A 16,130-nucleotide genomic window follows, 5' to 3' on the forward strand; every position below is an offset into this window, starting at 1 on the left:
ACCTTATGAGACGCTACCTTTCGTTCTTGGCGCTTGGCGCCGCCCTGTTGCTGGCCTGTGCCACCACCGGCCCGGGCGGCAAGAAATCCTTCGTTATCATTCCGACCAGCCAGGAGGTCGCCATCGGGGCCTCCATGGCCGAGCAGGTCGAGCAGACCGAGAAACGGCTCCCGGACTCGGTATGGCAGACCTACCTCGCTGAGATCGGCACCAGTATTGTCGCCGTCTCGGATCGCAAGGATATCGAGTATCATTTTGCGGTCATCGAATCCGACCAGGTCAACGCCTTCGCCGCGCCGGGCGGCTATGTCTATTTCTACACGGGGCTGCTTCGCGAGATGGATAGTGAGGCCGAACTGGCGGCGGTAATGGCCCACGAGATCTCCCACGTGGTCGGGCGACACGGCATCAAACGCCTGCAGGCCGCCCTCGGCGTGTCACTGGCCTATCAGCTGGTCTTCGGTGACAATTCTTCCGAGGTGCTCCAGGCGGCGGTGGGTATCGGTATGGGGCTGGCGTTCGCCGGGTATTCGCGCGAGGCCGAGCGGGAAGCCGACAATTTCGGCCTGCACTACATGGTCAAAGCGGGTTACCATTCCGACGGTATGCTCGGCATGTTTGCAACTCTCGCCGAACTGGGGGGTGACGGATCATCCGACGTCTTTGAGCAACTTTCCCGCTCCCACCCGGAAACACAGGAGCGCATCGCCAACACGAAACGAGACATTGCCGCCATGCAGCCGTTTTCCCCCGGGCTGGCCCTGAACAAAGAGAAGTACCAGAGTATGCTCAAGCGGCTGCCCCCTAAAACGCCGCAGGGCCCGTAAGCATCCTGCCCCCTTCGGCCCGGCCGACCTCGTTTACAGCCCGACACTCATCCACCAGATCTCCATCTAGGCTGTCCGGTTTGAGGCAACGTATATGCTTTTTGAATCCGGCGACCAGCAGGGGAAAATGTTCAGGCACGGGGAAACGGTGCAGCCGGCGTCGGTCGACGTCAGTCGGCTCAGCCCGAAATCAGGCCCCCGGACGTCGGCCGCCCACAGGTGGTAATCTTCAGAAGCGGAGTCTTCCATAATGAGGGCAATCCAGCGCCCGTCGGGCGACCACGGGGGAAAATGTCCAATCAAGTCCAGTTTATGCCACCGGCCCGCATGCAGTATAGTCGCCCGCCTGCCGATGGCAAGCGCTAACATGCGGGTCTTGTCATGTTATGGCTGGAAGTGGAAAGACGTAGGGACGGCTGGGATTCCCGTAATGGCATACGGTTAATAAATGTGTGGACAACCCCGCCTGCCCCCGTGTTTGCCGCACCGAAGACCTGACGCACTCTCGCGGCCTGCTATAGGACAAGAAGACCCAAAAAGCCTGCGATCAAACGGCTTGTCAGGTCCGTGGCGCATAATCAGGGACCCCGTTGTCGCCGCGTCGGGCGGCCGGTCCGGTTTGTCCACGATAAGCCGCTAATACGCTGGCGCACAAGGGGCTAAACCGGCGCGGCGTTGTCAAACGGGTCACAACTTTTTAGTTGACAATGAGTTAGAGAATCGTAACCTGAGGACTAAAACTGTCGGGAAATGACCCTGTCCGGCTGGAATTCGTGGTCAATTCTCCGACAATGAGCAATAGATGTGGTGATTCTGGACAGCCTGCGCTAACCGTATGACCGGTCGCTGTCTGGGGGCTCGCCGACGGTCGCGCGACGCAGGAACTGTTCAAAAGCTGCTTTGCCAAAGAGCAACGCCGTGTCGGACGGCCGACAACGGAGTCCACGATCGGCGGGGATGGCCGACGTGGGCACAGTGGGAAAGGGTTGTACTACAAGAGGTTAGATGTTCGGTCGCGAACATTGCACCAGGGTCCCGCCAGGTTAGTGAGGGGTCCCTTTTCAGGCATTCCGATTGCCCTTGTCTGGTGGCAAGGCCGGATCCTGAAAGGGGAAAACGATGCGAAATAAGACGCTGAAGCGAATTCTCATAGGCTGGGTGGTTCTGATAGCCCTCGTCGCCCTGATGGGTGAGATTTCCGTGGCCGCCTCGGATGCAGGCCGGACGGCCGCCGATTTTCTTCAGATCGGTCCCGGAGCCAGGGCGGCCGGTCTCGGTAACGCCTTTACGGCCGTCTCTGAGGGAGCGCTGGCGTCTTACTGGAACCCGGCCGGGCTGTCAGTGCTGGATCATGGTGAAGTTCTGTTCAGCCACTTTGCCTGGTACCAGGACATCGCCCTTGAATACGGCAGCTTCGCTTACCCTCTGCACGACGGCGTGGTCGCGGGAGTGTCCTTCACCTATCTCAACTATGGTCAGATCGACGGGTATGACGCGGGCGGCCTGCCGACCGGGGACCTCACGGCGTACGACTGGGCGGCCGCGCTCTCACTGGGCGTGGACGTCCGCGACAATCTTTCTCTCGGCGTCAGCGCGAAGTACGTCCGGCAGCAGTTAGACTCGTACGATGCCGCCGCTCCCGCCGTTGACCTCGGCGTCATGTATCGTCTGGACCGCGTGAACCTGGCCCTGGCCGTGGTCAACGTCGGCGGTAAGATGAACTTCGAGGCCCAGCCCGAGAAGCTGCCGTCGGCCGCGCGCGTCGGCGTGTCGGTAGTGCCGTTCAGCGCTGATCTGACCGGGGCGTTCGAGATCGTCAAGGAGTTTTACGGCGGCGTGACGATTCGCCAGGGGGTGGAAGCGGGCTTCGACGAGCGGTACTATCTGCGGACCGGTTATGATCACCGGACCGGGGAGGACGGCCGTTCCTTCATGTCCGGCCTTTCGTTCGGAGCCGGGCTTCGGTTCGATTTCGGCCAATTCGACTACGCCTACAGCCCTCGCGACAACGCGACCTCCGAAGATCTGCACCGTTTCTCAGTGACGTTCAAAGTCACCCGATAAAGTCTTCTTTTAGCTGTATGGGCCGCGCCCCACAGGCGGATACGACCACAGCACATCCGGCCGTGCCAATTGCAAGGTGTTCCGGATTTCTGTGCACTATCTTGCAGTATATATGCTTTGAACAGTCAGCGAGCGAGTGTCCATGATCGGGATACCCTTTCGCCCGCGTTGGACGCGGTGGAAGTCATCCACATTCGCATAGTAATAGTGTTGTTATTTAATAGGTTACCTCGAAAACATATATGGATTAGTCTTGTTTATATAAGACCTCCGTTCGGAGAGATTCTGGCAATCCTTTTGCTTGGTAACTGTGCATTCCGGTGAAATTGCAGACAATTCTGAGCAATTCTTAGGCACTCATGCACAATACGCACGGCAAAGGGAACATAAAGGACGAGACCGCAGTTGCTCTGAATATGCCGCGGTTTCAGCACGGCTTGGCTGCCGGGCTGGATGTGGCCGGGGCGTACCAGCCTCGGGGCCGGGGGCGATTCGGCCAGAGCCTGAAGTTTTTTGTTGGCGAGGCATTCGGATTATTGTTTATTCTTGCGTCGACGGCTTTTATATTCGCGGTGCCTGCTAACCTCACCGGGGTGGGCGTGCTGAAAAGGCTTGTGAATCGGATGGTAAAGCGAACGGTTGACATCGTAAGCGCAGTGGTTGGACTCATTCTGACCCTGCCGTTGTGGGTTGTCCTTCCTATCATAATAAAGTTGGATTCACGTGGTCCGGTTTTCTACGTTCAGACCCGGGTTGGCGTGAACCGCCGCAGGAGCCAGCGGCGTTATCACCAGCGGGCGGATGCGACCTGTGGCCGGGTGCGGGAGAGGCGCCGCGAGGACTACATGGGCAAGCCGTTCAAAGTGATCAAATTCCGGACCATGGTAAGGGACGCCGAAAGAGAGTCCGGCCCCGTCTGGGCGACGAGCAAGGACCCGCGCGTTACCCGGCTGGGTACCCTGATGCGTAAGACGCGTCTGGATGAAATCCCCCAGTTCATAAACATCCTCAAGGGTGACATGTCCCTGGTCGGTCCACGTCCGGAGAGACCGGTGTTCGTACGTGATCTCTCGAGCCGCGTCAAGGGCTACTCCAACCGTCTCCAGGTCAAGCCGGGGCTGACCGGTCTGGCCCAGGTTGAAAACGGTTACGATTCGTCCGTGTCGAGCGTGGTGAGGAAAGTCCGGTTCGACCTTGAGTACATACGCAACTGGTCGCTGGTGGCTGACCTCAGAATCATTCTCAAGACGGTTGTGGTGGTGGTGACAGGCAGGGGTGCCTGTTAACGACACCGCGCTGGACGTGCCATCGTGCCGCCGTAAGGGCGGTTTTTTTTTGGGTGGAAATTAAACTTGTCTGCTTTGGGCGATTAGGCTATTTTGCACGCGCTGTAATTGGCCCGAAACCCTCCGGTGCATGGGCGTTATGACGTTAAAAGGGACTTTAACGGTCGTTGTTCTGGCGCTGTTCCTGCCGGGCCATCTGCCGGCGCAGGAAAGCGTTTCGGGCGGAGTTGTGGTTCGCTCCACCCCTCAGGGAGCACTCGTAAGACTCCAGGGCGAGGCTACCGTTACCGGCATCACCCCGACCGTTTTTCGGTATCCTTTCGTGGGCGACTACCGGCTTACGGTGCGGAAGTACGGGTACGAAGACTACCGGACCCACGTGGTGCTGGACCCCGCCAGGCAGACGGAACTGGACATTGCGCTCGTGCCCAAGACGCGATGGAAGGCCGCGGTGCGCTCCCTGTTCATACCGGGCTGGGGCCAGAAATATACCGAGCAGAAGGGCAAGGCGTGGCTGTTCGCGGTCCTGACCGCCGGTACGGCGGTAGCCTACCTGGTCACCGACCACAATTTTGACATCAAGTTTGACCGCTACGATGAACGGCTTACGGCTTTTGACCGGGCCGGCTCGGAGGGCGCGGGGCGTGAAGAGTTGCAGCGTCGCCTTGACCTGCTCACGGATGCGCAGGACGAAGCCTACGACGCCGAGAACGTGCGGCGCGTGACCATTGGCGCCGTGATGGCCGTCTGGGGGCTCAACGTTATCGATGCCCTGCTGTTCGCGCCCGAGGAACGGGGCAGTTTTGCGGTCACGAGCCTGCCGGCAGGAACGGGCGCGGGCGGGCCGACGCTCGGGCTGATGATTTCACACGAGTTTTGAGATCGGGACGATGAAGACGCGAATTGTTCTGGTGCTGCTTTGTTCTCTGGCCCTTCTGCGGGCGGCCGGTTGTGATCGGCATATCGAATCGCGCGATCCGGTGCGCTCGCTGCCGCCGCCGACCGCGACACCGAGCAACGTAAGTATCCTGGTTAACGGCCAGGCCGTCGTCCTGGGCTGGGAAGTCTCCGACAGCACCGGCATTGACCGCTTCCGTATATACCGGTCCGAGGATTCCGAAGAAGAGTTTGAGGTGGTTGATTCAACGACGGGTTACTCGATCACCGTGACCGGCCTGGCGATGAACCGGGAGTACTTCTTCCGGGTAGCCTCCGTGACGGCCGGGGGCGTCGAGGGGCCTCGGTCTGAAACGGTATCGGCCAGGACCGGCCTTCTGAGCATCTCCATCGAAGGTGGCGACAAGTACACCAATTCGCGAGATGTTAGCGTTCACCTGATCTCCATTGCGGTCACGACGCACGTCGCTTTGTCCGAAGATTCCACGTTCGCCGACTCCGCGTTTTCGGCTTACGCCCCGGTCGTCCCGTTTCAGGTCTCGGATGGTGACGGTGCCAAGACCGTGTATGCCCGTTACACGTTCGCCAACGGCGCGCGAAGCGGCGACCCCGTCCGGGACGATATAATCCTGGATACCCGGGCGCAGATGGAGTCCGTCACGTTCTCGCCATTATCCGGCCTGTTCTCGGCGGGCGATACAATCACGTTTTTCCTCGATGCGGGGGAAGCCGAAGGTGACGCCTCGGTGTCGATTGCCGGGGCAGGGACGGTGCAGCTTGCCAACAACGGCAGGGATGCCGATGTCTCGGAGGCTGACAGTGTTTTTACCGGCTCGTACGTTGTGCCTCCGAATCTCACCCTGGCGGACGGGGAGGTGACGGGGGTTTTCAGGGACGCGGCCGGCAACACTGCCCCGCAGGTGACCTCGCCCGATCGACTGAACATCGCTAGCACCCCCGTGCCGGTTCAGTTGACCGTCGTCGAGGCGTTTTCATCGTTTGAGATCAGCCTGGTCTGGACCCGGGCGACCGGGTCGGGCTTTGCCGCCTATCGTCTTGTTCGCGACACCGTGCCGATCCTGACCGACAGTTCCGTCCTGGTTTCGTCGATAACCAGTATCGGCACCACCGCTTACGCGGACAACACGCTTCGCGACAGCACCCGCTACTACTATGCCGTCTATGTCAGGGACAATCTCGGCCGCGATACGGCGTCGAACGTCATGAGCGCCGTGACCCTGGCCAACGATCCGCCGGCGCCGGTAGTTCTGGCCGGATCGCTCGAACCCGACGGTACGACCGCTCTGCTTACCTGGTCGAGCAGCACGGAGCACGATTTTGAGTCCTATCGCGTATATCGCGACACCACGGAGCTGGTAAGTCCCCTGGACCAGATGGTAGGCTATATTAGTCATATCTCCACCACGACCTTTTCCGACTATATACCGGTCAGTCTGGACAGCGCCTTTTACCGCGTGTACGTCTACGACCGTCACGGCGCTTCGGCGGGTTCCGAAGTGGTCCGAATAATCAAGTAAGGGGAGGCTGCAGAGGCGTGCTACTGGTAGACGGCATCAACCGGTTCATAGACCTGTTCCTCGACACCTTCAGGCAATTTGGCCGCGGCACGGTCTGGCTGCTCCTGCTGGCCTTCTTTCTTGTGAACTGGCTGGTTCTTTACGCTCACTACAACTTCACTTCGCCGCTGTTTTACACCGTCGTGACGGGCTGGGTATCGCTGATCGGTGAGGGGAACAAAGCAGCGTTCACGCACTACCCGGCTCACCTGTATTATCTGTCCGAGTACTTTGGCTGGGCCAAGTTCGGCGTCGCCCTGATCATAGAAGGCCTTTTGCTGGGGGCGGTAGCCAGGATTTTCGGACGGCGCTTCCTCGCCGTCCACGGCGGCCGCCCGTCAGGGCGCTCGCTGCTGGCCTCGTGGCCTCACCTGGTGGTCGTATGGCTGATCATCAACGTGCTGATCCAGCTGGCCGGGGAATACGTGCCGCTCTGGTTCGAGCCGCTGCTGTCCGGACCCCGGCGGATACTGGCCTTTACGGCTGTAGGAATGCCCTGCGTATTTGTTCTTATCCTGGCCGTCTTTTTCTTTGCCATTCCGTCGATCATGGTGCTGGGCGACGGCGCCGTCAAGGCACTGGGCCGGTCGGCGAGAATCTTCATCCGGAATCCGCTAACTTGCCTGTTCCTGGCCGGGTTCATTCTTGCTCTGCCGGTTTTCTTTTCGGTCCTGTCGGGGTATTCCCCGAGCATAATCGAGAGGTTCAATCCCGGACTCGTCTACTGGATACTCTGGGCGAGTCTGGCCAGCGAGGTGGTGGCCAACTTCTTCTGGATGGGGACCGGCGTTCGATTCCTGGCCGGACACCATGAATAGTCCGGGCGTCCGTCCGCGGCCCGGCGCTTTAAATCCCGATTCCGCGACCGTTCCGGGGGCACCTCGGCTCCAGGCGCCGGCTTGTTCAGAATAGCCGGAAGCGTCTGATTCTCCCCGGTCTGAGCCGACCTTTTCGCCTCATAAAACCGCCCGGTCTACCGATACAGACAATATACTACAAGGGCGTAAACTGAGATGAAGAACATACTGTTGGTTGACGACGACAGAGACGTTTCCGAGTCACTCGCCAACCTGTTTGACTCAAGTAAGTTCAGTTTCGAGTTCCTGGAGGACGGGACCGAAGTAAGCCAGTTTCTCCACGAACATCATCATATTGATCTGGTCATGCTTGACGTTAATCTGCCCACGTTGTCCGGCCTTGACGTGCTCAAGCAGATCAGGACCCTCAAGAGCGAGTTGCCGGTGATAATGATCTCAGGTTTCGTTTCGACCGAAAACGCGATTGAAGCGATGCGCGAGGGTGCCTACGAGTATCTGACCAAGCCGTTTGAGATAGAGAAGCTGATCGAAACCGTCAATAAAGCCTGCGGCTACGGCTCCTCAATCAGAACGATTGCGATTCCGGAGGCCGTTCGTCCCGAGATGCCCGCAGCCGCCGTGGGTGAGATCGTCGGGAAGTCGCCCGAAATCGTCGAGATCGCCAAACTCATCGGTCAGGTGGCCAAGACCGACGCGGCGGTGTTGATATTCGGTGAATCGGGCACCGGCAAGGAACTGGTGGCCAGGGCCATTCATCGCAACTCAAAGCGTAAGAACGGCTCGTTTCTCTCGGTCAATTGCGCCGCGCTGCCTGAAACGCTGCTGGAATCGGAGCTGTTCGGGCACGAGAAAGGTGCCTTCACGGGAGCCTACTACAAGCGGATCGGCAAGTTTGAGCAGGCGGACGGCGGCACGCTGTTCCTCGACGAGATTGGTGACATGTCGATGCTCACCCAGTCCAAGCTGCTCCGCGTGCTGCAGGAGAAGCAGTTTGAACGGGTCGGCGGCAACGAGTCCATCAACGTGGACGTGCGCATAATCGCGGCCACCAACAAGTCGCTGGTTCAGGCAATGAAGGACGGCTCGTTTCGGGTTGACCTGTTTTACCGCCTGAAGGTGGTGTCGATCTTCATCCCGCCGGTGCGAGAGCGGCGCGGCGATATCCCGATACTCGTCGACCACTTCATAGACCGCTTTTCCCGGCAGTTGGGCGTACCGGCTAAGAAGGTTTCCAAGAAGGCCGTGCAGGTTCTCTGCAAGCACCCGTGGCCGGGGAACGTGCGGGAGCTGGAAAACAACCTGCACACGGCCATGGTCATGTCGAAAAACGAGACGCTGCAGCCCGACGATTTTCCCAGCCTGACCGATGACAACCCGAAGCTCGAGCTTGACCTCAATACGCTTCAGGACGACTACACTGAAACCTTCAAGAAGATCATCGATCCCATCATGCCCCGACTGATCGTCAACTCGCCCGGCCAGATCTACCACTTTCTCGAATCCGCACTCGAGCGCGCTGTTATCTCCTCCTGCCTGAAACAGTTCGACGGTAACCAGGTCAAGACGTCGGAAACGCTCGGCATTTCCCGCAACACCCTCCGTGACCGGATCGCCAAATACAACCTGTACTGATTGCCTTTCCCGACCCAGGGTCTTTCTTGTGATTTGATTCAGCACCCGGGCGGCGTATATTATCCTGCATGAAAATCTGCCATTTTTCCGACAGTCACCTGGGCGCGGGAGAGAATCATCCCAGGCGGGGGCCAAGCGGCCTGACTCTCCGCCAGGAGGACATAATCCGCAGCTTTGTCGAGGTGGTAGACCGGATTATCGAAATCAAACCGGACGTCTGTGTTCATTCGGGCGACCTTTTCCACACGGTCCGACCGCTCAACGCTGTTATGGCCATTGCCGGCCGCGAACTGCATCGAATGGCGCACGTACATGGAATTCCCACGGTGATCATCACCGGCAACCATGACGCCCCCAGGCGGCCGTACGTCGGCGCCGCGCTGGAGGTGTTTCGATACATCGACAACCTTTTTATTGCGGCAGCCGGGCGGCTGGAGGTTTTCGACATCAACGGGGCCAGGTTTTTTGCCCTTCCTCATTGCCTGACGACCGGCGTGCTTAACGCCGAACTGACCCGTTGCGTGCCCGAAACCGGTGCTTCGTACAACGTGATGGTCCTGCACGGCGTTGCGGCCGGGATGCCGCAGTTTTCCATGGCTGATCTCGGGGAACAGGAAGTGCCCCTTCAGGCAATGGACCGCTTTGACTACACGGCTCTGGGTCATTTTCACAACTACTGCCGGGTGGCACCGCGTGCGTACTACTCCGGTTCCAGCGAACGTCTTTCTCAGGCCGAGCGGGAATCGGCGAAGGGGTTTCTGGAGGTGGACCTGGAGCCTTTTGGCGTGAACTTCCACGAGGTCTCCTCGCGGCAGATGGTCGATATCCCCCCCATCGACGCCGCCGGTAAGCGCGGCGACCAGGTGGTTGCTCTGATCACCCAGCGGCTGGCCGAGATTGACAGCAGCGACAAGATCGTCCGGGTCAACGTACAGGGCGTCAGCCAGGAAACCGTGAAGACGATGCCCGCCGAGGTAATCGCCGAGCTTAAAGAGCGGTCGTTCGCACTGGATATTCGGCTGGAAAAGGAAAAGGATGCACAAGCCGATCTTCAGTTCGGCCGTTCAGCGATCGGCCGCCTCGATCGCAGCTTTCTGAACTATCTGGAAACAGTGGACCTGGAGGGGTTTGACCGTGATCGCCTGCGACGGAACGCGGTCAAGTACCTGACCCCTGACGACTGACGGGGCTGCGCAGACTCTCCCTGTACAGCGTCGGTTCGCAGCTCCCGTTACGTCATCAGTCACCGGCTGTAGTCGATGAAGGGGAGCAATTCAAGTCCGTGAAGCAACACGATCAGCACGGCTACCGGTGTGATGTACCTAAGGACGAAGCGCAGGGAGCGATAGAGCGGCCCGGAGGAGCCGAACTCTTCGGCGCGGACGTTGTCTTTTACCATCCAGGCTACGTACAGGCAGGTGAGGAGGCCGCCGACGGGCAGCATGTAGTTGGTCGAGATGAAATCGAACACGTCCAGGAATCCCTGTTGCTGTCCACGAAACGGAATCTGCAACACCGATACGGCGCTGACCAGCCCGAACACGTATATGACAAACCCCATGATGAGGGTTGCGGATTTTCGTCCCCAGCCGCGTTCGTCGACGAAGTACGAGACCACCACTTCCAGCAGCGAAATGCCTGAGCTGACGGCGGCAAAGACCAGCAGCACGAAGAAGGGCACGGATATTGCCGGGCCGGTTTCGGCAAACAACACCGGCAGAGTGCGGAAAATCAGCCCCGGCCCCATACCCGGCTCGAGGTTGTAGCTGAAAACGAGGGCGAAAATGGCCAGCCCGGCCAGCAGCGCCACCAGCGTGTCCAGCACCGAGATCACAACGGCGTCACGTACAATTCGCGCCTTTCTGTCCATGTAACTGCCGTACGTGATCATGGCCCCCATGCCGAGCGAAAGGGTGAAGAAGGCATGCCCCAGTGCCGAAAGCACGGCCTCGGCGGTCAGTTTATGAAAATCGGGCTTGAACAGAAAGGCAAGGGCTTTTCCGCCGCCCTGGGTTGCAAGGAGCCCGTATAGCATCAGCCCGACAAGAATGGCGAACAGGGCCGGCATGAGTATCTTTGACCAGCGCTCAATCCCCTTCTGGACACCTCCGATGACAATGCCGACCAGCGAGGCCATGAAGGCCGTATGCCAGAAGATCGACCAGCCGGGCGACGCCACCAACTGATCGAATTGCCCCGTGATTTCTCCGGCCGTCCCCTGGAATCCCACGATCGATTTGAACACGTAAGCGATTGCCCAGCCGGCCACGATGCTGTAAAAGGACAGAATGACAAACCCGGACGCTACTCCCAGCCAGCCGACCAGCTGCCATGGAGATCCCTTTCGGTGCAGCCGCTGAAAGGCTCCGACCGGATTTTCCTGGGCGCGCCGGCCGATAATGAACTCGGCGATCATCAAGGGCAAGCCCACGAGGACCACCGAACCCAGGTAGACCAGCACAAACGCGCCGCCGCCGTACACGCCGGTGATGTACGGGAATTTCCAGATGTTACCAAGTCCGACTGCGGACCCGGCAGCGGCAAGAATGAACCCGAAACGGCCGGTCCAGTGAAGACGAACCTTCCCGGCGCCTGCCCGTGCACTGTCAATCTGCGAGTCGACCTGAGCTGCCACGTGGTGTTCTCCGATTTTGGTGTTCAGGACGTCATTATATAGTGCGCACTGCCCGGAGCAGTCAAACGCCGGGGAAACGGCAACCGTCGGCAAGCGCATTCCCGCCGAATTTCTCGAAAAGAAGAACGCGATCTGCGCCGTTGTCAACCAATAATGCTCAACAGCGGTCCCGTTTTTTGGTTGACACAACGAGGTCGAGCAGATACGTTAGGGCCGAACTGACTACCAGGTGGTACGGAAAAAGGATGGAGTGATGAAACGGATCCTTGTAATTACTATCTTACTTCTGGGCTTATCTATACCGTCATCGTACGGTGTTGACGCCATGGGCTCTGCTTTCGGCAGTCTCACCACGGCTCGGGCGATCGGCCAGGGGGCGGGGAATTTCGGCTTTGCCGTCGGGTTTGCCGACGCCACGTCGTTTACAGGTTCGTTCACCTACGGTTTGTCGCAGTATACCGACGGCCGTCTGAAACTGGGGTTGATAGATTCGGACAACAGCGACGCCAAGTTGACCCTCGGTGCCGACTTCAAATGGCAGTTCTGGAATTACGGCCCGGGATCTACGCACCCGTTTGACTTTGCCGTGGGTGGATTCTTTGAATTTGTTGATCTCGATGCCGCGTCGGCCTTCCAGATCGGTGGTCACCTGATAGGTTCCTACCCGATCGTACTGACCAGGGGCGGCACGCTGACCCCGTACGGCCGTTTCAACGCGCGCCTGGAGGCCCTGAGCTTTGATCGGCCGGTCGGCGCGAGCGGAGATGACTCCGATACCAACCTGGAGGTGGGCCTGAGCGGCGGCGTCGAATGGAAGATGACAACCACGGTTTCGCTCTTCGGCGAATTCCAGATCGACGGCAACGACGGCGTCTTCCTGGGCGTCGACTTCAACGTCATGTAACTACTGACTCCTCGCCGGGAGTCCACGGTAACATTCACCCGAGGGCCAGTGTCCTACATTGACGCGACTATCCTTGGACTCCTCCAGGGGCTGACCGAGTTTCTCCCGATATCGTCCTCAGGGCACCTGGTGCTTGCCCAGTCCCTGCTTGGCGTCAAGCAGCCCGGTGTGTCGTTCGAGGTGATGCTGCATCTCGGGACGATGCTGGCGGTGGTTGTGTATTTTCGATCTCTGCTGACGGACCTTGTTCGCAGCCTCTACACGCCGGACCGGCGCCGCGAACGGACTATCCTCGTCTACCTGGTGATCGGCTCGCTTCCAGCGGGAGTCGCGGGGCTGCTGTTCCACCATTTCTATAATCGCGTCTTTTCCAATCCTCTCGTGACGTCGCTGTTACTTCTGGTTACAGGCGTGATCCTTCTGACCCCGAGGTTCCTCAGGCCCCGCGTGAAGGGTCTGGCGCTGCCGTCAGTGATCGTCATGGGATTGGCCCAGGCGCTTGCCATCCTTCCCGGCCTGTCGCGCTCTGCGGCCACGATCACGTTCGGGGAGCTTTCCGGCGCGGAGCCGTCACAGGCGGCCGAGTTCTCGCTCTTGCTGGCCGTACCTGCCATTGCGGGTGCGGCGTTGCTCCGGGCCGGCGATCCGCTGTATCTGAATCTCGTCCTCTCCGGTCAGTATCTGGTTGGTGTTCTCCTGGCCTTCGTCTCCGGTCTGGTGGCGGTGCGAATTCTTATCCTGACCGTCAGGCGCGGGCAGTTCGAGTACTTCGCCTATTATTGCTTTGCGGCCGGTCTGGTCGGGCTGTATCTTTTCTTGTAATGAGGAAACGAATACTGGTTGTCCGGCTCGGATCGCTGGGTGACATTATCCTGACCTCCGCGCCGGTGCTCAATCTCAAACTTCACTTTCCCGACAGCGAACTGACTTACCTTACGCGCCGAAAATACGCTGATATCGTTCGCTGTTTCGACGGTGTGGACAGGCTGGCGCTGCTTTCGGACAATCCGAGGGCGCGGGAGTATGTTCGTTGTCTGCGTAATCTTGACCGCGAGAAATTCGACATCGTGGTCGACTTGCACGGCAACGCCCGGTCGTGGCTGGCCCGTCGACTGATCTCCGCCGGCAGGAAGGCTGTCTACCCGAAACGTCGCCTGGAAAGGCGGGCCATCGTCAGGAGCAAACGGATACCTGAGGCCTGGCCCCATACTATAGACCTGTACAATGAGTGTGTCGGGCAGCTGGGTGGCGAAGCCGTCTGCCGCAGGCCCCATCTGCGGCCGCCCGGCGCCGCACAAGCCCCGCGATCGCAGGTCGACCGTTCCGGGCCCAGGGTCGTGGTCGCGCCCGGTGCGGCGCATCCAAACAAGCAGTGGCCGCCGGAGCGCTTCTGGCAGGTGGCGCGCTCCCTGCACCAGTCACACGGCGCGGCGATCTGCTGGGTTGTGACCGGACGGGACCGGGAGCTCACGAAAGATTTCTCCGGCCTTCCCGAGGACGCTCTTACGGTCCTGATCGATGAGCCGCTCGGCGCCCTGGCGTCGCACATGGCCGGGGCTGATCTCACTATCGCCAATGACTCCGGGCTGGCGCACCTGTCGTCGGCAGTGGGGACGCCGGTCATGGCCGTTTTCGGGCCGACTCATCCGTCTCTCGGTTTCGCTCCGCGCGGGCTGCTGGACCAGGTTGTCGAGGTGGAAGAATTCTGCCGTCCGTGTTCGCTGCACGGCAAGAAACCGTGCTACCGGGAGGAGCCGTTCTGTTTCACGCGCATACCGGTCGAGCGGGTCGCAGGTATCGCGTCGGAAATACTGGCCCGCAGCACGGCTCGGTCGCCCGCGGTCTTTGTCGACCGTGACGGGACCGTCATGGTCGACAAGGAGTACTTGTCCGACCCGGATGAGGTGGAGCTGGAACCCGGTGCCGCCGAAGCGCTCAAGCTGCTGCGGGAAGGGCGGTACAAGCTGGTTATCGTGTCGAACCAGTCGGGCGTGGCCCGCGGATACCACGGCACCGACAGCGTTGAACAGGTTAACCGGCGCCTGCTGAAGGTTCTGTCCGAGGCCGGCGTAGAAGTCGACGACATCTACTATTGTCCGCACCTGGCCGGGGCGGGCAACGATTCGGTGTTTGGCGTGCGGTGCCGTTGCCGCAAACCGTCGCCAGGAATGGCCGAGGAGGCAGCTTACAGGCACGATATTGATCTGAGCCGGTCGGTGGTGATAGGTGACAGCCAGGTTGACTATAATCTCGGCCGGGTGATCGGCGGCCGCTCGCTGCTGGTCCGGACCGGATACGGTTCTTCCGTGGAGCGCAAGCTTTCGTCTCTGGGCGCCTTGCGCGAGGGCACGGTGTTTGACAACCTTCTTGCGGCGGCACGACATCTGGCCGGGGAGAAGCTCCATGCTTAAAGCGGCCGCATACTTCGATAAGCTCGATGACGGTAAGGTCATGTGCCGCCTGTGTCCGGCCGATTGCAGGCTGTCCGAGGGACAGCGCGGCATCTGTCGGAGCCGGTTCAACCAGGGCGGCGAACTGGTCACCGACAATTACGGTGAACTCGTCACCCTTGCCGTCGATCCTATCGAAAAAAAGCCGCTTTATCATTTCTATCCGGGTTCCATGATCCTGTCCACCGGCCCGAACTGCTGCAACCTGGGCTGCATGCACTGCCAGAACTGGACCATTTCTCAAAAGGCCGCGGCCACGGTATACTTCTCGCCGGACCGTCTTCTGGAGACGACCCTGTCGCATGATTCAATCGGCGTGGCGTTCACGTACACCGAACCGATGGTCTGGTTCGAATATCTTCTCGACACGGCGCCGCTGCTGAGAGATGAGGGGCTGAAAGTAGTGCTGGTTACGAACGGGTATATCAACCCGGAGCCGTTGCAGGAGCTGCTGCCGCTCGTGGACGCCATGAATATCGATCTTAAGAGCATGCGGGAAAGGTTCTACCGGCACATCTGTAAAGGCAGGCTCGCGCCCGTGCTGGAGAATATCCGCCGCGTGGCCCAGAGCGGCACGCACCTGGAAATCACGAATCTGATTATCCCGGGCGAGAATGATTCTCAGGAAGATCTCACGGATCTGATCGAATTCGTGGCCTCGATCTCGGACATGATTCCGGTCCACTTCTCGGCCTACCGCCCGGACTATAAGCTCGACCACGCGTCGACCCCGCCCGAGACGCTCCTTCGAGCTGCAAAACTGGCCGCCTCGAGGCTCAAATACGTCTATTTAGGGAACGTGTGGTTGCGCGAGGGGACCGACACCGTTTGCCCGCAGTGCGGTTCTTTGCTGGTGGAACGGAGCGGCTTCAGGGCGACCGTGATCGGGCTCAGGGGCAGCCGTTGCGCCGCGTGCAACTTCGACACTGGAATACGAAATGACTGACGGAGAGGTCAACGGCACACGGCAGATTCCGATAAACGGATAGGCGACCGGAGCTTCCCCGTACGTGGCCACAGGGGCGTTCGAGAGGCCGTCA

Annotated in this window: 13 protein-coding genes; 12 read left to right on the forward strand and 1 reads right to left on the reverse strand. The window is 59.7% G+C overall.

Annotated elements, in window-relative coordinates; translation table 11 throughout:
* Positions 1-5 precede the first annotated feature (5 nt).
* From VMY05_03345 to VMY05_03380, 8 genes are all read left to right on the forward strand, one after another.
* A complete protein-coding gene (locus tag VMY05_03345) occupies positions 6-827 on the forward strand; it encodes a M48 family metallopeptidase (GenBank protein ID HUV30113.1) in 822 nt (273 codons plus the stop codon).
* 1,119 nt (positions 828-1,946) lie between these two features.
* The gene (locus tag VMY05_03350; GenBank protein ID HUV30114.1) at positions 1,947-2,891 is read left to right on the forward strand and encodes a PorV/PorQ family protein; all 945 of its coding nucleotides are present in this window, start codon (positions 1,947-1,949) and stop codon (positions 2,889-2,891) included.
* A 416-nt stretch (positions 2,892-3,307) separates the two neighbouring features.
* Positions 3,308-4,177, forward strand: a complete 870-nt coding sequence (locus VMY05_03355; protein HUV30115.1) for a sugar transferase — start codon at positions 3,308-3,310, stop codon at positions 4,175-4,177.
* A gap of 139 nt (positions 4,178-4,316) precedes the next feature.
* Positions 4,317-5,057: a DUF5683 domain-containing protein gene (locus VMY05_03360; GenBank protein HUV30116.1), complete on the forward strand. Its 741-nt coding sequence runs from the start codon at positions 4,317-4,319 to the stop codon at positions 5,055-5,057.
* Positions 5,058-5,067: 10 nt separating this feature from the next.
* Positions 5,068-6,612 (forward strand): fibronectin type III domain-containing protein, encoded by a 1,545-nt coding sequence (locus VMY05_03365; GenBank protein ID HUV30117.1) that lies wholly within the window; start codon positions 5,068-5,070, stop codon positions 6,610-6,612.
* Positions 6,613-6,629: 17 nt separating this feature from the next.
* Entirely contained in the window at positions 6,630-7,469 is an 840-nt protein-coding gene (locus VMY05_03370; protein HUV30118.1) for a hypothetical protein, read from the forward strand.
* Between the two features lie 195 nt (positions 7,470-7,664).
* The gene (locus VMY05_03375; GenBank protein ID HUV30119.1) at positions 7,665-9,101 is read left to right on the forward strand and encodes a sigma-54 dependent transcriptional regulator; all 1,437 of its coding nucleotides are present in this window, start codon (positions 7,665-7,667) and stop codon (positions 9,099-9,101) included.
* Between the two features lie 68 nt (positions 9,102-9,169).
* Positions 9,170-10,285: a metallophosphoesterase gene (locus VMY05_03380; protein ID HUV30120.1), complete on the forward strand. Its 1,116-nt coding sequence runs from the start codon at positions 9,170-9,172 to the stop codon at positions 10,283-10,285.
* 59 nt (positions 10,286-10,344) lie between these two features.
* Here the strand turns inward: VMY05_03380 and VMY05_03385 are convergent, their stop codons facing one another.
* Entirely contained in the window at positions 10,345-11,736 is a 1,392-nt protein-coding gene (locus tag VMY05_03385) for a sodium-dependent transporter (GenBank protein ID HUV30121.1), read from the reverse strand.
* A 253-nt stretch (positions 11,737-11,989) separates the two neighbouring features.
* On the opposite strand from VMY05_03385, the gene VMY05_03390 reads away from it, so the two are divergent.
* From VMY05_03390 to amrS, 4 genes are read left to right on the forward strand one after another with little or no spacing between them, the layout of a single operon-like run.
* The gene (locus VMY05_03390) at positions 11,990-12,640 is read left to right on the forward strand and encodes a hypothetical protein (protein ID HUV30122.1); all 651 of its coding nucleotides are present in this window, start codon (positions 11,990-11,992) and stop codon (positions 12,638-12,640) included.
* Between the two features lie 48 nt (positions 12,641-12,688).
* Complete coding sequence (locus VMY05_03395) at positions 12,689-13,462, forward strand: undecaprenyl-diphosphate phosphatase (GenBank protein ID HUV30123.1); 774 nt, start codon at positions 12,689-12,691, stop codon at positions 13,460-13,462.
* Positions 13,462-15,051, forward strand: coding sequence for an HAD-IIIA family hydrolase (locus VMY05_03400; GenBank protein HUV30124.1), 1,590 nt, complete (start codon positions 13,462-13,464; stop codon positions 15,049-15,051). The genes VMY05_03395 and VMY05_03400 overlap by 1 nt, the downstream gene beginning before the upstream one ends.
* Positions 15,044-16,036, forward strand: a complete 993-nt coding sequence (amrS, locus tag VMY05_03405; GenBank protein HUV30125.1) for an AmmeMemoRadiSam system radical SAM enzyme — start codon at positions 15,044-15,046, stop codon at positions 16,034-16,036. Before VMY05_03400 ends, amrS begins: the two co-directional genes overlap by 8 nt.
* Positions 16,037-16,130 lie beyond the last annotated feature (94 nt).

The organism is Acidobacteriota bacterium (genome assembly GCA_035529075.1).
Classification (GTDB): Bacteria; Zixibacteria; MSB-5A5; order GN15; family FEB-12; genus DATKXK01.